The following is a 16,898-nucleotide window of genomic DNA, read 5'->3' as shown; positions in this document are numbered from 1 at the left end:
TCAAAAGAGTGATGGTTGCTCCGGTTCATCTGATGACGTTGGCTTATTCGCGCGTAATTTACGCATCAGCCGCTGGCGACAAAGGCGCAGCACCTCTTGTTTTTCGCCATCGCTCATATTATTCCAGTTAAAACGCTCGTCCCGGCTTCGAAAACAGCCGCGACAAAACCCGCGTTCGTCAGACTGGCAAATTCCCCGGCACGGGCTCTGGACGGGAAAGAACTCTAGTTGCTCCGCCACTTCGCCCTCCTGAAATGAGATTATTACCACTATTGAAGCTGTTAATGCCCAAAGTAGCAACTTTGCTTGCACTAGACCGACTGGTCTACTACACTCCAACGCATGAACAAACACACTGAACATGATACTCGTGAACATCTCCTGGCGACGGGCGAGCAACTTTGCCTGCAACGTGGATTCACCGGGATGGGGCTAAGCGAATTACTAAAAACCGCTGAAGTGCCGAAAGGGTCCTTCTATCACTACTTTCGCTCTAAAGAAGCGTTTGGCGTTGCCATGCTTGAACGTCATTACGCAGCATACCACCAGCGACTAACAGAGTTACTGCAATCCGGCGAAGGTAATTACCGCGACCGCATACTGGCTTATTACCAGCAGACGCTGAACCAGTTTTGCCAACACGGAACCATCAGTGGTTGCCTGACAGTAAAACTCTCTGCCGAAGTATGCGATCTGTCAGAAGATATGCGCAGCGCGATGGATAAAGGCGCTAGCGGCGTGATCGCCCTGCTCTCGCAGGCGCTGGAAAATGGCCGTGATAGCCATTGTTTAACCTTTTGTGGCGAACCGCTGCAACAGGCGCAAGTGCTTTACGCACTATGGCTGGGTGCGAATCTGCAGGCCAAAATTTCGCGCAATTCCGAGCCACTGGAAAACGCGCTAGCACATGTAAAAACCATTATTGCGACGCCTGCCGTTTAGTAGGCTTTTTTATCACCAGACGACCGGGAGCCTTTATGTCATCTGAAAAACTGTATTCCCCACTGAAAGTGGGCGCGATCACGGCGGCAAACCGTATTTTTATGGCACCACTAACGCGTCTGCGCAGTATTGAACCGGGTGACATCCCGACTCCGTTGATGGCGGAATACTATCGCCAACGTGCCAGTGCTGGTTTGATTATTAGCGAAGCCACGCAAATTTCTGCTCAGGCAAAAGGATATGCAGGCGCGCCTGGCATCCATAGCCCGGAGCAAATTGCCGCATGGAAAAAAATCACCGCTGGCGTTCATGCTGAAAATGGTCATATGGCCGTACAGCTGTGGCACACCGGACGCATTTCTCACGCCAGCCTGCAACCTGGCGGCCAGGCACCGGTAGCACCTTCAGCACTTAGCGCGGGAACACGTACTTCTCTGCGCGATGAAAATGGTCAGGCGATCCGTGTTGAAACATCCATGCCGCGTGCGCTTGAACTGGAAGAGATTCCGGGTATCGTCAACGATTTCCGTCAGGCCATCGCTAACGCGCGTGAAGCCGGGTTTGATCTGGTGGAGCTCCACTCTGCTCACGGTTATTTGCTGCATCAGTTCCTTTCCCCTTCTTCAAACCATCGTACCGATCAGTACGGCGGCAGCGTGGAAAATCGCGCACGCCTGGTACTGGAAGTCGTTGATGCCGGGATTAAAGAATGGGGAGCCGATCGCATTGGCATTCGCATTTCGCCAATCGGTACGTTCCAGAATACGGATAACGGCCCGAATGAAGAAGCCGATGCGCTGTATCTGATTGAACAACTGGGCAAACGCGGCATTGCTTACCTGCATATGTCAGAACCAGACTGGGCAGGCGGCAAACCATATACCGAGGCGTTTCGCGAAAAAGTACGCGCCCGTTTCCACGGTCCGATTATCGGCGCAGGTGCATACACGGTAGAAAAAGCAGAAATGCTGATCGGTAAAGGGTTAATTGATGCGGTGGCATTTGGGCGTGACTGGATTGCGAACCCGGATCTGGTCGCCCGCTTGCAGCGCAAAGCCGGGCTTAACCCACAGCGTGCTGAAAGTTTCTATGGCGGCGGTGCGGAAGGCTATACCGATTACCCGACGCTGTAATCCAACATTGCGAGCGGCGCAAAGCCGCCGCTATACTAAAACAACATTTTGAATCTGTTAGCCATTTTGAGGATATAAAGATGCGTCTTCTTCATACCATGCTGCGCGTTGGCGATCTGCAACGCTCCATCGATTTTTATACCAAAGTACTGGGCATGAAACTGCTGCGTACCAGCGATAACCCGGAATACAAATACTCCCTGGCGTTTGTTGGCTACGGCCCGGAAACCGAAGAAGCGGTGATTGAACTGACCTACAACTGGGGCGTGGATAAATACGAACTCGGCACTGCTTATGGTCACATCGCGCTTAGCGTAGATAACGCCGCTGAAGCGTGCGAAAAAATCCGTCAGAACGGGGGTAACGTCACCCGTGAAGCGGGTCCGGTAAAAGGCGGTACTACGGTTATCGCGTTTGTGGAAGATCCGGATGGTTACAAAATTGAATTAATCGAAGAGAAAGACGCCGGTCGCGGTCTGGGCAACTAATCTCCTGCCGGGCGCGAACTCATCGCGCCCGCATCTTTACTGCATCGACAAGTAATATTTGTCATAATGCGCGCTGCAATTTATCCGTATTAAGAGAATCAGATGTCCGATAACGCTCAACTTACCGGTCTGTGCGACCGTTTTCGTGGTTTTTATCCTGTTGTGATCGATGTTGAAACAGCCGGATTTAACGCCAAAACCGATGCGCTGCTTGAGATTGCCGCCATCACCCTGAAAATGGATGAACAAGGCTGGCTGATGCCGGACACCACATTACATTTCCACGTCGAACCATTTGTCGGCGCAAATTTGCAGCCAGAGGCCCTCGCCTTCAACGGCATTGACCCGAACGATCCCGAGCGCGGCGCGGTCAGCGAATACGAGGCGCTGCACGAAATTTTTAAAGTTGTACGTAAAGGCATTAAAGCGAGCGGCTGTAACCGGGCCATTATGGTGGCGCACAACGCCAATTTTGATCACAGCTTTATGATGGCCGCCGCAGAACGCGCCTCACTGAAACGTAACCCATTCCACCCTTTCGCCACTTTTGACACCGCGGCACTGGCCGGGCTGGCACTCGGACAAACCGTATTATCAAAAGCCTGCCAGACCGCGGGGATGGACTTCGACAGCACCCAGGCGCACTCCGCGCTGTACGACACCGAACGCACTGCTGTGCTGTTTTGTGAAATCGTCAATCGCTGGAAACGTCTGGGAGGCTGGCCGCTGCCTGCCGCCGAAGAGGTGTAATCGAGTCGATGCCTGATGACATGCAATGATTCAGGCATCTATAGTGAGGCTATTCCACGCATCATGCATGATATTCACGGGGAATAGCGTTAATGGCAGATAATCCAACCCCTTCATCGCCCCTGCCGGACGTGTTTTCACCGGCGACCCGCGACTGGTTTCGTCGTGCCTTTAAACAGCCGACCTCTGTCCAGTCGCAAACCTGGCATGTAGCGGCGCGAGGCGAACATGCACTGGTGATTGCACCGACAGGCTCCGGGAAAACGCTGGCAGCATTTCTCTACGCACTGGATCAGCTCATCCGCGAAGGTGGCGAGCATGCCAGCGAGGCGCATAAACGCAAAACCTCACGCATCCTCTACATTTCACCAATTAAAGCCTTAGGCACCGACGTTCAGCGCAATTTGCAGATCCCGTTACAAGGCATTGCAGAGGAACGGCGGCGGCGCGGCGAAACGGAAGTCAATCTTCGCGTGGGGATCCGTACTGGCGATACGCCCGCACAGGAACGCAGCAAACTCACCCGTAATCCGCCGGATATTCTGATCACCACACCCGAATCACTCTATCTGATGCTGACCTCCCGCGCACGCGAGACGCTGCGCGGCGTCGAAACGGTAATTATTGATGAAGTCCACGCGGTAGCGGGCAGTAAACGTGGTGCGCATCTGGCGTTAAGTCTGGAGCGGCTCGATGCGCTGCTCCACACCTCAGCACAGCGAATTGGCCTTTCCGCGACTGTACGCTCAGCCAGCGATGTGGCAGCATTTCTTGGTGGCGATCGCCCGGTTACGGTAGTCAACCCGCCCGCAATGCGCCATCCGCAGATACGGATTGTCGTCCCAGTCGCCAATATGGATGATGTCTCATCGGTCGCCAGCGGCACTGGCGAAGACAGCCATGCGGGCAGAGAAGGCTCAATCTGGCCGTATATTGAAACCGGCATTCTTGATGAAGTGTTGCGCCATCGCTCGACCATCGTCTTTACAAATTCACGCGGCCTGGCGGAAAAACTGACGGCACGGCTGAATGAGCTTTACGCCGCACGATTGCAGCGCTCCCCGGCCATCGCCATAGACGCCACTCATTTCGAGTCGACCTCCGGCGCAACCTCAAACCGCGTACAAAGTAGCGACGTTTTCATTGCCCGCTCGCACCACGGTTCCGTCTCTAAAGAACAACGGGCGATAACCGAACAAGCCCTGAAATCAGGCGAATTGCGCTGTGTGGTCGCGACTTCCAGTCTCGAACTGGGGATTGATATGGGCTGATTCAGGTGGCGACGCCGCTTTCTGTCGCCAGCGGGCTACAGCGCATTGGTCGCGCCGGACATCAGGTTGGCGGTGTATCTAAAGGGCTATTTTTCCCCCGTACCCGGCGTGATTTAGTCGATTCCGCCGTCATTGTCGAGTGTATGTTTGCAGGCAGGCTGGAAAACCTGACGCCACCGCATAATCCACTCGACGTTCTTGCGCAGCAAACCGTTGCCGCCGCGGCGATGGATGAATTACAGGTAGACGAATGGTACTCCCGCGTACGCCGTGCTGCACCGTGGAAAGATCTGCCAAGACGCGTTTTTGACGCCACGCTGGATATGCTTTCCGGGCGCTATCCCTCAGGCGATTTTTCTGCTTTTCGACCAAAACTGGTCTGGAACAGGGAGACGGGGATATTGACCGCCCGACCGGGCGCTCAGCTATTGGCTGTTACCAGCGGTGGCACCATTCCGGATCGTGGCATGTACAGTGTGTTATTACCCGAAGGTGAAGAGCAGACAGGCTCGCGGCGGGTGGGCGAACTGGATGAAGAGATGGTGTATGAATCGCGAGTGAATGACATCATCACTCTCGGCGCTACCTCATGGCGGATCCAACAAATCACCCGCGATCAGGTCATTGTGACACCTGCACCAGGTCGCTCTGCCCGACTTCCCTTCTGGCGTGGCGAAGGTAATGGACGCCCCGCTGAATTGGGGGAAATGATCGGCGATTTTCTCCATCTGCTGGCGGATGGCGCGTTCTTTTCCGGAAATATCCCGCCGTGGCTGGCAGAAGAAAATACACTCGCCAATATTCAGGGACTGATTGACGAACAACGTAGCGCTACGGGCGTTGTTCCTGGAAGCCGCCACCTGGTTCTCGAACGCTGCCGTGATGAGATTGGCGACTGGCGCATTATTTTACACTCTCCCTATGGAAGACGAGTGCATGAACCGTGGGCGCTGGCGATTGCCGGGCGACTGCATGCGCTATGGGGCGCTGATGCCTCGGTAGTCGCCAGCGATGACGGTATTGTCGCCCGTATTCCTGACGCCGATGGTAAATTGCCTGACGCCGCGGTTTTTTTGTTTGAACCAGAAAAGTTGCTGCAAATTGTCCGCGAGGCGGTGGGCAACTCGGCACTTTTCGCCGCCCGTTTTCGCGAATGCGCCGCGCGGGCATTATTAATGCCTGGCCGAACACCGGGGCATCGCACCCCGCTCTGGCAACAACGGCTGCGTGCCAGCCAGTTACTGGAAATCGCCCAGGGATATCCGGATTTTCCTGTCATTCTCGAAACCCTACGCGAATGTCTGCAAGATGTTTATGATCTTCCCGCGCTGGAACGTTTGATGCGTCGCCTTAACAGTGGCGAAATTCAAATTTCCGATGTCACCACCGCGACGCCCTCACCTTTTGCCGCCAGTTTATTGTTCGGTTATGTGGCGGAATTTATGTATCAGAGCGACGCCCCGCTGGCAGAACGCCGGGCATCCGTACTGTCGCTGGACAGCGAGTTACTGCGCAATCTACTCGGTCAGGTTGATCCGGGGGAATTACTCGACCCGCAGATCATTCGTCAGGTGGAAGAAGAGTTACAGCGGCTGGCCCCCGGCAGAAGAGCGAAAGGTGAAGAAGGTCTTTTCGACCTACTGCGCGAACTGGGGCCAATGACCGTTGAAGACCTGGCGCAACGGCATACAGGCAGCAGTGAAGAGGTTGCGTCGTATCTGGAAAATCTTCTTGCAGTAAAACGAATCTTCCCGGCGATGATTAGCGGACAGGAGCGTCTGGCCTGTATGGACGACGCTGCTAAATTACGCGATGCTCTCGGAGTGCAACTGCCGGACTCGCTGCCTGATATTTACTTGCACCGTGTCAATTACCCGCTTCGCGATCTCTTTCTGCGCTATCTCCGGGCTCATGCTCTGGTCACGGCTGAACAACTGGCTCATGAGTTTAGCCTCGGTATTGCCATTGTCGAAGAGCAACTTCATCATTTGCGCGAACAGGGGCTGGTGATGAATTTGCAACAAGACATCTGGGTGAGCGATGAAGTTTTTCGTCGCTTGCGTTTACGTTCCCTGCAGGCTGCCAGAGAAGCTACGCGTCCGGTACCAGCCATTGCCTATGCACGATTGCTGCTGGAACGTCAGGGCGTGCTCCCCGCCACCGATGGTAGCCCGGCGCTCTTTGCCTCAACATCGCCAGGCGTTTATGAAGGCGTGGATGGCGTCATGCGGGTTATTGAACAGCTTGCTGGTGTCGGTTTACCCGCCTCGCTGTGGGAAAGCCAGATCCTGCCCGCCCGCGTACGCGATTACTCGCCAGAAATGCTCGATGAACTGCTGGCAACAGGTACGGTTATCTGGTCGGGGCAAAAAAAGCTCGGCGAGGATGACGGTCTGGTGGCACTGCATTTACAGGAATATGCCGCCGAATCGTATATTCCTGCAGAAAATGATCACGCGAAACGTTCAGCGCTTCAGCAAGCAATTATCGCGGTTCTGACTGACGGGGGCGCCTGGTTTGCGCAACAAATCAGCCAACGAACAGGCGAGAAAATCGGCGAGCCAGTAGATCCTTCAGCCCTGCAAGAGGCGCTTTGGGAACTGGTCTGGCAAGGCGTCATCACCTGTGACATTTGGGCACCGTTGCGCGCCCTTACCCGCAGTAGTACCAGCGCACGCCCTTCAACTCGCCGTAGTAGCCGGACTCGTCGTGGACGTCCGGTTTATGCACCGCCAGCTATGCCGTTGGTATCTTACAACACACCAAAGCTGGCTGGACGCTGGTCGTTATTGCAGGTGGAGCCACTAAACGATACCGAAAGGATGCTGGCGCTGGCGGAAAATATGCTCGACCGCTACGGAATCATCAGTCGTCAGGCGGTGATAGCCGAAAATATCCCTGGCGGATTTCCGTCGATGCAAACGCTTTGTCGAAGTATGGAAGACTCCGGGCGAATTATGCGGGGTCGATTTGTTGAAGGTTTGGGTGGTGCACAATTTGCTGATCGCCAGACCATTGACCGTCTGCGCGACCTGGCGCCCCATGCCACGCAGACGCGACAATATATGCCCGTGGCCCTTAGTGCCAACGATCCGGCCAATTTGTGGGGGAATCTGCTACCCTGGCCTGCACATCCGGCGACGCTGGTTCCGACTCGTCGGGCAGGTGCGCTGGTGGTCATTTCTGGCGGCAAATTATTGATTTATCTGGCGCAAGGTGGCAAAAAAATGCTGGTCTGGCAGGAAAAAGATGAATTATTACCACCGGAGGTTTTCCTGGCGCTAACCACCGCGTTGCGGCGAGAACCACGGCTACGGTTTACGTTGACAGAAGTTAATGACCAACCGGTACGGCAAACGCCGATGTTTACGCTACTGCGTGAAGCGGGATTTTCAAGTTCGCCACAAGGGCTGGATTGGGGATAAAACGCACTGACGGATGCCTGTTAGCATCCGTCAGTATTGCGAAACGGATTATTCAGCATCCGGCTCTTCAGACTTGTATTTAGCAGCAGTTTCTTTGATCAGCTGCTGCAGTTCGCCACGCTGATACATTTCAATCACGATATCACAACCGCCTACCAGCTCGCCGTCAACCCACAGTTGCGGGAAAGTCGGCCAGTTCGCATATTTCGGCAGTTCCGCACGAATGTCCGGATTTTGCAGGATATCAACGTAGGCAAAACGTTCGCCACAAGCGGCAAGCGCCTGGACTGCCTGAGCAGAAAAACCGCAGCTCGGCAGTTTCGGTGAACCTTTCATGTACAGCAGGATCGGGTTTTCAGCAATCTGGCGTTGGATTTTTTCGATAGTGGTGCTCATTGTCTTGCTTCCTCAAACTTCTTTACGGCAGTAATCTGACATTGTAGCGGGTCAGTGCGGCATCGGAAAATAACATTTTCATCACGCTTTTGCTATTTTATCCCTTTGCTCTATTTGTTGCATTTCAAATATTCGTTTCTTCTCTGCCACGCTGCAAGCTGGCGTATTTGTGACCATTTTTAGCTTTTACTGCTGCTTTTTTTTGCGCTCGCCAACGAAACGTATTTTTTAACAATAAAAGCTATTAACTTTCCCTTCTTCTATGCATTAGAATCATCAAGTTTTGTAAATCAGACGCAGGCATGATAGACCTGCCTTAACAGAGGGACGCTCAGTGGCGCGGATAAACCGTATTTCGATCACGCTCTGTGCTTTACTTTTTACCACCCTGCCTTTAATGCCTATGGCCTATGCTTCCAAGCAAGCCAGGGAGAGTTCTGCTACCACTCATATCACCAAAAAAGCAGATAAAAAGAAAAGCACGGCAACCACCAAAAAGACCAATAATAAAGCCAGTCAGAAAACCGCCAAAAAAGTCGCCAGTAAAAGTACGACCAAAAGCAAAACCGCTTCTTCCGTTAAAAAATCCTCTATTACCGCTTCTAAAAACGCGAAAACTCGCAGTAAAAATGTTGTCACTAAAACGGCGTCTGCCAGCTTTACGGAAAAGTGCACCAAACGTAAGGGCAATAAGTCACATTGCGTGAAAGTCAAAAATGCCGCCCCTGGCACTATTGCCGACGCGCACAAAGCCAAAGTTCAGAAAGCCACTAAAGTGGCGATGAATAAACTGATGCAGCAAATTGGCAAGCCATATCGTTGGGGCGGGAGTTCACCGCGTACCGGTTTTGATTGCAGTGGACTGGTTTATTACGCTTATAAAGACCTGGTTAAGATTCGTATTCCGCGCACGGCAAACGAAATGTATCACCTGCGCGATGCGGCACCTATCGATCGCAGTGAACTGAAAAACGGCGACCTGGTCTTTTTCCGCACGCAAGGGCGTGGGACTGCCGATCACGTAGGCGTGTACGTTGGCAATGGTAAATTTATTCAGTCACCGCGCAGTGGCCAGGAAATTCAAATCACGTCGTTAAGTGAAGATTACTGGCAACGTCACTATGTTGGCGCTCGTCGGGTAATGACCCCAAAAACACTTCGCTAAAACTTTACCCTGTTGTTACAACAACAGGGTAAGTTCATCTTTTGTATCACCTTTTAATTTGCTACCCTATCCGCACTCACAATAAGGCTATTGTGCGTATACCAATGAATAATAAAGGAGAGTAGCAATGTCATTTGAATTACCTGCACTACCATATGCTAAAGACGCTCTGGTCCCGCACATTTCTGCGGAAACTATCGAGTATCACTACGGCAAACATCATCAGACTTATGTCACTAACCTGAACAACCTGATTAAAGGCACCGAGTTTGAAGGTAAATCACTGGAAGAGATTATTCGCAGCTCTGAAGGTGGCGTATTCAACAACGCAGCTCAGGTCTGGAACCACACTTTCTACTGGAACTGCCTGGCACCGAACGCTGGTGGCGAACCGACTGGCAAAGTCGCTGAAGCTATCGCCGCATCTTTCGGTAGCTTTGCCGATTTCAAAGCACAGTTTACTGACGCTGCGATCAAAAACTTTGGTTCTGGCTGGACCTGGCTGGTGAAAAACAGCGATGGCAAACTGGCTATCGTTTCTACCTCTAATGCTGGTACTCCGCTGACCACCGATGCGATCCCGCTGCTGACCGTTGATGTCTGGGAACACGCTTACTACATCGACTATCGCAATGCGCGCCCTGGTTACCTGGAGCATTTCTGGGCGCTGGTTAACTGGGAATTCGTAGCGAAAAATCTCGCTGCATAATAACTGATGGCAAATGCAACATTGCCTGATGCGCTACGCTTATCTGGCCTACGCGGATCATCAATGTAGGTCGGTTAAGGCGCTTGCGGCAAGATAAAACGTAATTTGCCTGCAAACTGTAACGCAGAAGGTATCCCCTTCTGCGTTTTGTTTTATTAGCTGTTGGCAACGCAAACTGCTTCAGGTTGTTTTCTGGCTGACATAAACACCAGCAACAATGCCAGTCCTGCGACAATCGCCCCCATCACCGGCACAAAACTGTACCCCAGACCACCCGAAATCACTGCGCCACCTGCCGCGGCACCCAGAGCATTACCCAGGTTAAACGCACCGATATTCACTGAGGAAGACAGCCCCGGCGCTTCGCTGGCAACTCGCATCACACGCATCTGTAATGGTGGTACCACTGCAAAGGTTGCTGCGCCCCACACCACCATGCTGATAGCCGCACCAAACTCATTACGCGCCAGGAACGGGATCGCCAGCATAATCACCATCAGCAGCAGCAAAAAGCCTTTCAACGTGCCGTTGACCGAACGATCTGCCAGTTTACCGCCTAAATAGTTACCGATAGAAAACCCGACGCCAATCAGCACCAGCATGGCTGTTACGAACACCGGCGTTGCATGAGTGATACTTTGCAGTACTGGTGAAATATAGGTGTAGAGGGTAAACATTGCGCCAGCCCCCAGTACCGTCGTCAGCAAGGCTGATAACACCTGCGGACGCATCAATACCGCCAGCTCTTTTTTCACATCCGGTCGCGCTCCTGCGCCGCCTTTCGGTAACGAGAAGAACAGGCTAACCATTGAAATCACGCCCAGCCCCGCCGTTGCCAGAAACGACATCCGCCAGCCAATAGTTTCGCCAAGCCAGGTCGCCGCAGGAACACCGCCAATATTTGCCAGAGTTAAGCCCATAAACATAGTGGCGACGGCGCTGGCCTGTTTGTGTTTAGGCACAACGCTTGCGGCCACGACTGAACCCAAACCAAAGAATGCCCCGTGATTCAGACTGGTCAGAATGCGTGAAAGCATCAACGTCATATAATCCGGCGCGATGGCGGAAAGCACGTTGCCAAGAGTGAAAATGGCCATCAGGAAAATAAGCGCACTGCGCCTGGCGCGATGAGACAGCAGTAATGTCATCAGCGGCGCGCCAGCCATCACGCCAACCGCATAGGCGCTGATTAACATGCCCGCAGCAGGAATCGAGACATCCACACCGCGCGCAATGACGGGTAACAGGCCCATTGGCGAGAACTCCGTTGTCCCGATACCAAACGCGCCAACGGCCAGCGCCAACAACGGATAGTTAATTTTCATGCCTAATCTCCACCTCTTCGCGTCATTACACGATATTCATCAAAGTGGCCAAAGCATGACAGCAATCACAAAAAATTGAAAATAACAAAAAGAGAAAACACTTTTGCCATTTTGCTAACAAAAGGGAAGAGAGTGCGAGGGAGGATGCGCTCCCTCGAAGGGAAATCAGTGCAGCGCGGCAGTCAAACCTACGGCCACGATCAAACCGAGGACAATAATGGTTGTTACCAGTGAAAATTTAAGGTCGGTACTCATCAAGTTTTCTCCTTTTTTATTACCCTACAAAAAGTGATATTACGCATTTTTACACACTGTGAAGAAAAAATCTCCCGCCATTTATAATGATAAGTGTTTTTACCACTTCCCCTTTTCATCAAGATCGGCCAAAATTCCACGCTTACACTATTTGCGTACTGGCCATTGACCCCTTCCTGACGCTCTGTGTCGTTTTTCCGGCGTACCGCAACACTTTTGTTGCGCGTAAGGTGTGTAAAGGCAAACGTTTACCTTGCGATTTTGCAGGAGCTGAAGTTAGGGTCTGGAGTGAAATGGAATGGCAACAATAAAAGATGTAGCGAAGCGAGCAAACGTTTCCACTACAACTGTGTCACACGTTATAAACAAAACGCGTTTCGTCGCTGAAGAAACGCGCAACGCCGTGTGGGCAGCGATAAAAGAATTACACTACTCCCCTAGCGCGGTAGCGCGTAGCCTGAAGGTTAACCATACCAAGTCTATCGGCTTGCTGGCGACCAGCAGCGAAGCAGCCTATTTCGCGGAGATCATCGAAGCGGTTGAAAAAAATTGCTTCCAGAAAGGTTACACGCTGATCCTCGGCAACGCGTGGAACAATCTGGAGAAACAGAGAGCCTATCTGTCGATGATGGCGCAAAAACGCGTCGATGGCCTGCTGGTCATGTGTTCTGAGTATCCAGAACCGTTGCTGGCGATGCTGGAAGAGTATCGCCATATCCCGATGGTGGTAATGGACTGGGGCGAAGCAAAAGCCGACTTTACCGATGCGGTCATCGATAACGCGTTTGAAGGCGGCTACATGGCCGGACGCTATCTGATTGAACGCGGTCATCGCGAAATCGGCGTTATCCCTGGTCCTCTGGAACGTAATACCGGCGCGGGTCGTCTGGCAGGGTTTATGAAGGCGATGGAAGAAGCGATGATCAAGGTGCCGGAAAACTGGATTGTGCAGGGTGACTTTGAACCTGAATCGGGTTATCGCGCCATGCAACAAATCCTGTCGCAGCCACACCGCCCTACTGCGGTCTTCTGTGGCGGCGATATCATGGCAATGGGTGCACTTTGCGCTGCTGATGAAATGGGTCTGCGCGTACCGCAGGATGTTTCGCTGATCGGTTATGATAATGTGCGCAACGCCCGCTACTTTACCCCGGCGCTGACCACCATCCATCAGCCAAAAGATTCGCTGGGCGAAACGGCGTTCAACATGCTGTTGGACCGTATCGTCAACAAACGCGAAGAACCGCAGTCTATCGAAGTTCATCCGCGGCTTATTGAACGCCGCTCCGTGGCTGACGGTCCGTTCCGCGACTATCGTCGTTAATCATCCGTTGCGGGAGTCTCTTCCGGCTCCCGCAGCCACTCCTTATTCAGCGTCTCACTATCGCCAAGATACTCCAGCAACCAGGTTAACGCTGGCGACATATCATTCTGCTGCCAGGTCAGACAACATGCCGAATCAGGGAATGGATTTTCCAGTTCTAACGCCACCCATTTTCCCTCATTAAGCCACGGTTTGGCGAAATGCGTCGGCACCATGCCAATGCATAAACCGGCCGAGATACAGGTTGCCGATGATTCCCAGTCAGGTACGACAAGCCTTTTTTGGTTATCCAGCAGCCAGGTAATTCGTTTGGGTAACGTCCGCGACGTGTCTTCGCGCACCAGCGACGGCCAGTTGCGCAACGTGTCATCGCTGAGCGGCCCATTCATCGACGCAAGCGGATGGTGGCGGGCAACAACACAACTCCAGCTCAACATCCCCATATCACGGAAGGCGTAACGGCCACCGACCGGAATCGCTCGTGTCGCGCCAATCGCCAGTTCCACGCGCCCATCGGAAAGCGCATCCCAGACGCCGTTGAACACTTCCTGAAAAACCAGAAGTTCGACGTCATCAAAATGGCGATAGAAATCAACAATCATCTGCCGCGTGCGTTCTGGCCTGACAATATTATCTACCGCGATAGCTAATTGACCGCGCCAGCCGTTCGCTATCTGCTGACATTGTTGGCGAGTGATCTGCATTTTTTTGACAACAGAGCGCCCTTCTTTGAGAAACCACGCCCCGGCAGCGGTCAGTTCCACATCACGATGACGCCGTTCAAAAAGCGGCACCGCCAGCCACTCTTCCAGCTGACGCACGGTATAGCTGACCGCAGAAGGAACGCGATGCAACTCCTGGGCTGCAGCGCTGAAGCTGCCATTTCGCGCCACTGCATCAACCACTTCGAGAGAATACTCAGACCACATAGTTTGCCTGCAAAATTTTTGAAACCAGTCATCAAATATTACCGTTTCACAACAGGAATTTCACTCCCTACACTTTGCGACGGTGTTTAATTGAGGAATTTAGAGAATATACATGCAACCTGGGAAAAGATTTTTAGTCTGGCTGGCGGGTTTGAGCGTACTCGGTTTTCTGGCAACCGATATGTATCTGCCCGCTTTCGCCGCCATTCAGGCCGACCTGCAAACGCCTGCGTCTGCTGTCAGTGCCAGCCTTAGTCTGTTCCTTGCCGGTTTTGCCGCTGCCCAGCTCCTGTGGGGGCCGCTCTCCGATCGTTATGGTCGTAAACCTGTGTTATTGATCGGCCTGACAATTTTTGCGCTGGGTAGTCTGGGGATGTTATGGGTGGAAAACGCTGCCACACTGCTGGTATTGCGTTTTGTGCAAGCTGTTGGTGTCTGTGCCGCGGCCGTTATCTGGCAGGCATTGGTGACGGATTACTATCCTTCACAAAAAGTTAACCGTATTTTTGCGACCATTATGCCTTTAGTGGGGCTTTCTCCGGCGCTTGCTCCGCTGTTAGGTAGCTGGCTGCTGGTCCATTTTTCCTGGCAGGCGATTTTCGCCACTCTGTTTGCCATTGCCGTAGTGCTGATTCTGCCCATTTTCTGGCTTAAACCCACCACGAAAGCACGCAATGATAGTCAGGATGAACTGACCTTTACCGATCTGCTGCGTTCAAAAACCTATCGCGGGAATGTGCTGATTTATGCGGCCTGTTCAGCCAGTTTCTTTGCCTGGCTAACCGGTTCACCGTTTATCCTCAGCGAAATGGGCTACAGTCCGGCAGTAATCGGATTAAGTTATGTTCCGCAAACCATCGCGTTTCTTATTGGTGGTTACGGCTGTCGCGCCGCATTGCAGAAATGGCAGGGTAAGCAGTTGTTACCGTGGCTGCTGGCGCTGTTTGCCGTCAGCGTGGTAGCAACCTGGGCTGCGGGCTTCATTAGCCATGTGTCGCTGGCCGAAATTCTGATCCCATTCTGTGTGATGGCCATTGCCAACGGGGCAATCTACCCGATTGTGGTCGCCCAGGCGCTACGCCCCTTCCCGCATGCGACTGGCCGCGCTGCTGCATTGCAGAATACCCTGCAATTGGGTCTGTGCTTCCTCGCAAGCCTGGGGGTATCCTGGCTCATCAGCGTCAGCACGCCGCTGTTCACCACCACCAGCGTGATGTTATCGACCGTGGTGCTGGTTGCCATCGGCTATAAGATGCAACATCAACCTGAATCTCACTGCCAGAATCATGGCGAGACGGAAGCCGCACATAGTGAATCACATTGATCTATAGCGATATCGTTATACTTAGGCTGCTAACAAAATTTTGTTGTATGATTGAGATTAGCAGCCTATACTGAGTTCCAGTTGTTAATATTACGATAAATATTATGTTTTTACGGGGACAGGAGCGTTCCCGGGTCACTATGGATGGTCATTTCGGCAAGGGTTCCTCCTTTCCTCTGTTCTACGTCGGATTATAGACTCGCGGTTTTCCTGCGAGATTTCTCACAAAGCCCAAAAAGCGTCTACGCTGTTTTAAGGTTCTGATCACCGACCAGTGATGGAGAAACTATGAGTTCATCGTGTATAGAAGAAGTCAGCGTACCGGATGACAACTGGTACCGTATCGCCAACGAATTACTTAGCCGTGCAGGCATCGCCATTAATGGCTCTGCCCCGGCAGATATTCGAGTTAAAAACCCCGATTTTTTTAAACGCGTTCTACAGGAAGGATCATTGGGGTTAGGCGAAAGTTATATGGATGGCTGGTGGGAATGTGACCGACTGGATATGTTTTTTAGCAAAGTCTTACGCGCTGGGCTTGAAAACCAACTCCCCCATCATTTCAAAGACACACTACGCATTGCTGGAGCACGGCTCTTCAATCTGCAAAGTAAAAAGCGTGCCTGGATAGTAGGTAAAGAGCATTACGACCTTGGTAATGACCTGTTCAGCCGTATGCTGGATCCCTTCATGCAGTATTCCTGCGCTTACTGGAAAGATGCCTATAATCTGGAATCTGCCCAACAAGCGAAGCTCAAAATGATTTGTGAAAAATTGCAGTTAAAACCGGGCATGCGGGTTCTGGATATCGGCTGCGGTTGGGGCGGGCTGGCGCATTACATGGCGTCTAATTATGACGTAAGTGTGGTTGGTGTCACGATTTCTGCCGAACAACAGAAAATGGCCCAGGAACGCTGCGCTGGTCTGGATGTCACCATTTTGCTACAGGATTACCGTGACCTGAACGACCAGTTTGACCGTATTGTTTCGGTTGGTATGTTCGAGCACGTCGGACCGAAAAATTACGATACCTATTTTGAGGTGGTGGATCGTAATCTGAAGCCAGAAGGGATTTTCCTGCTACATACTATCGGCTCGAAAAAAACCGATCTGAATGTTGACCCGTGGATTAACAAATATATTTTCCCGAATGGTTGCCTGCCTTCTGTACGCCAGATTGCGCAATCCAGCGAACGACACTTTGTGATGGAAGACTGGCATAACTTTGGCGCTGACTATGACACGACGTTGATGGCCTGGTATGAGCGATTCCTCGCCGCCTGGCCGGAAATTGCCGATAACTACAGTGAACGCTTTAAACGGATGTTTACGTATTATCTGAATGCTTGCGCTGGTGCCTTCCGCGCCCGCGATATCCAGCTCTGGCAAGTGGTGTTCTCACGTGGGGTCGAAAGCGGCCTTCGCGTGGCGCGTTAAGTGTTATTTCATCGCCCCCATTTTG

The 16,898-nt window shown here is 52.4% G+C and carries 14 protein-coding genes and 1 pseudogene; 10 read left to right on the top strand and 5 right to left on the bottom strand.

The window, feature by feature from the left end; all coding sequences use genetic code 11:
• Positions 1-240, bottom strand: a complete 240-nt coding sequence (locus D9736_RS04410; RefSeq protein ID WP_024258169.1) for a DUF1289 domain-containing protein — start codon at positions 238-240, stop codon at positions 1-3.
• Between the two features lie 102 nt (positions 241-342).
• Here D9736_RS04410 and nemR point away from each other — a divergent pair, with 102 nt between their 5' ends.
• From nemR to D9736_RS04385, 5 genes and pseudogenes are all read left to right on the top strand, one after another.
• Positions 343-942: a DNA-binding transcriptional regulator NemR gene (gene nemR / locus D9736_RS04405; RefSeq protein WP_130257796.1), complete on the top strand. Its 600-nt coding sequence runs from the start codon at positions 343-345 to the stop codon at positions 940-942.
• Positions 943-977: 35 nt separating this feature from the next.
• Positions 978-2,075, top strand: a complete 1,098-nt coding sequence (nemA, locus tag D9736_RS04400; RefSeq protein WP_130257795.1) for an N-ethylmaleimide reductase — start codon at positions 978-980, stop codon at positions 2,073-2,075.
• An 80-nt stretch (positions 2,076-2,155) separates the two neighbouring features.
• On the top strand, positions 2,156-2,563 hold the full coding sequence (gene gloA, locus D9736_RS04395; protein ID WP_130257794.1) for a lactoylglutathione lyase: 408 nt from the start codon (positions 2,156-2,158) through the stop codon (positions 2,561-2,563).
• Positions 2,564-2,665: 102 nt separating this feature from the next.
• Positions 2,666-3,313, top strand: coding sequence for a ribonuclease T (rnt, locus tag D9736_RS04390; RefSeq protein WP_130224722.1), 648 nt, complete (start codon positions 2,666-2,668; stop codon positions 3,311-3,313).
• 92 nt (positions 3,314-3,405) lie between these two features.
• Positions 3,406-8,009: pseudogene (locus D9736_RS04385) on the top strand (ATP-dependent helicase).
• Positions 8,010-8,057: 48 nt separating this feature from the next.
• On the opposite strand, the gene grxD reads toward D9736_RS04385, so the two are convergent.
• Positions 8,058-8,405, bottom strand: a complete 348-nt coding sequence (gene grxD / locus D9736_RS04380) for a monothiol glutaredoxin 4 (protein ID WP_000108172.1) — start codon at positions 8,403-8,405, stop codon at positions 8,058-8,060.
• A 334-nt stretch (positions 8,406-8,739) separates the two neighbouring features.
• On the opposite strand from grxD, the gene mepH reads away from it, so the two are divergent.
• Together mepH and sodB are read left to right on the top strand one after the other, a co-directional pair.
• Positions 8,740-9,570, top strand: coding sequence for a peptidoglycan DD-endopeptidase MepH (mepH, locus tag D9736_RS04375; protein WP_130208194.1), 831 nt, complete (start codon positions 8,740-8,742; stop codon positions 9,568-9,570).
• 127 nt (positions 9,571-9,697) lie between these two features.
• Positions 9,698-10,279 carry a superoxide dismutase [Fe] gene (gene sodB / locus D9736_RS04370; RefSeq protein ID WP_130257793.1) on the top strand — a complete coding sequence of 194 codons (582 nt, stop codon included), beginning with the start codon at positions 9,698-9,700 and terminating at the stop codon, positions 10,277-10,279.
• Between the two features lie 155 nt (positions 10,280-10,434).
• Here the strand turns inward: sodB and D9736_RS04365 are convergent, their stop codons facing one another.
• Both D9736_RS04365 and cydH read right to left on the bottom strand, forming a co-directional pair.
• Complete coding sequence (locus D9736_RS04365; protein ID WP_130257792.1) at positions 10,435-11,604, bottom strand: MFS transporter; 1,170 nt, start codon at positions 11,602-11,604, stop codon at positions 10,435-10,437.
• Positions 11,605-11,769: 165 nt separating this feature from the next.
• A complete protein-coding gene (gene cydH / locus D9736_RS04360) occupies positions 11,770-11,859 on the bottom strand; it encodes a cytochrome bd-I accessory subunit CydH (protein ID WP_000102278.1) in 90 nt (29 codons plus the stop codon).
• A gap of 298 nt (positions 11,860-12,157) precedes the next feature.
• Here cydH and purR point away from each other — a divergent pair, with 298 nt between their 5' ends.
• Positions 12,158-13,183, top strand: coding sequence for an HTH-type transcriptional repressor PurR (gene purR / locus D9736_RS04355; RefSeq protein WP_000190978.1), 1,026 nt, complete (start codon positions 12,158-12,160; stop codon positions 13,181-13,183).
• Here the strand turns inward: purR and punR are convergent.
• On the bottom strand, positions 13,180-14,112 hold the full coding sequence (punR, locus tag D9736_RS04350; protein ID WP_130218967.1) for a DNA-binding transcriptional activator PunR: 933 nt from the start codon (positions 14,110-14,112) through the stop codon (positions 13,180-13,182). The genes purR and punR overlap by 4 nt on opposite strands.
• Positions 14,113-14,224: 112 nt before the next feature.
• Here punR and punC point away from each other — a divergent pair, with 112 nt between their 5' ends.
• The gene (punC, locus tag D9736_RS04345; RefSeq protein WP_130257791.1) at positions 14,225-15,436 is read left to right on the top strand and encodes a purine nucleoside transporter PunC; all 1,212 of its coding nucleotides are present in this window, start codon (positions 14,225-14,227) and stop codon (positions 15,434-15,436) included.
• Between the two features lie 288 nt (positions 15,437-15,724).
• Complete coding sequence (cfa, locus tag D9736_RS04340) at positions 15,725-16,873, top strand: cyclopropane fatty acyl phospholipid synthase (protein ID WP_130257790.1); 1,149 nt, start codon at positions 15,725-15,727, stop codon at positions 16,871-16,873.
• Positions 16,874-16,898: the final 25 nt, after the last annotated feature.

Source organism: Escherichia sp. E10V10, from assembly GCF_004211985.1.
Lineage (GTDB): Bacteria > Pseudomonadota > Gammaproteobacteria > Enterobacterales > Enterobacteriaceae > Escherichia.
Note: the sequence above shows the minus strand (reverse complement) of the source record. Positions and strands in the feature narration are given on the sequence as shown.

Excerpts from the sequence above, each read along its gene's own strand:
- punC (WP_130257791.1), top strand. The coding sequence starts at position 14,225 with ATGCAACCTGGGAAAAGATTTTTAGTCTGGCTGGCGGGTTTGAGCGTA.
- punR (WP_130218967.1), bottom strand. The coding sequence starts at position 14,112 with ATGTGGTCTGAGTATTCTCTCGAAGTGGTTGATGCAGTGGCGCGAAAT.
- rnt (WP_130224722.1), top strand. The coding sequence starts at position 2,666 with ATGTCCGATAACGCTCAACTTACCGGTCTGTGCGACCGTTTTCGTGGT.
- purR (WP_000190978.1), top strand. The coding sequence starts at position 12,158 with ATGGCAACAATAAAAGATGTAGCGAAGCGAGCAAACGTTTCCACTACA.
- grxD (WP_000108172.1), bottom strand. The coding sequence starts at position 8,405 with ATGAGCACCACTATCGAAAAAATCCAACGCCAGATTGCTGAAAACCCG.
- nemR (WP_130257796.1), top strand. The coding sequence starts at position 343 with ATGAACAAACACACTGAACATGATACTCGTGAACATCTCCTGGCGACG.
- cydH (WP_000102278.1), bottom strand. The coding sequence starts at position 11,859 with ATGAGTACCGACCTTAAATTTTCACTGGTAACAACCATTATTGTCCTC.
- sodB (WP_130257793.1), top strand. The coding sequence starts at position 9,698 with ATGTCATTTGAATTACCTGCACTACCATATGCTAAAGACGCTCTGGTC.
- D9736_RS04365 (WP_130257792.1), bottom strand. The coding sequence starts at position 11,604 with ATGAAAATTAACTATCCGTTGTTGGCGCTGGCCGTTGGCGCGTTTGGT.
- gloA (WP_130257794.1), top strand. The coding sequence starts at position 2,156 with ATGCGTCTTCTTCATACCATGCTGCGCGTTGGCGATCTGCAACGCTCC.
- nemA (WP_130257795.1), top strand. The coding sequence starts at position 978 with ATGTCATCTGAAAAACTGTATTCCCCACTGAAAGTGGGCGCGATCACG.
- cfa (WP_130257790.1), top strand. The coding sequence starts at position 15,725 with ATGAGTTCATCGTGTATAGAAGAAGTCAGCGTACCGGATGACAACTGG.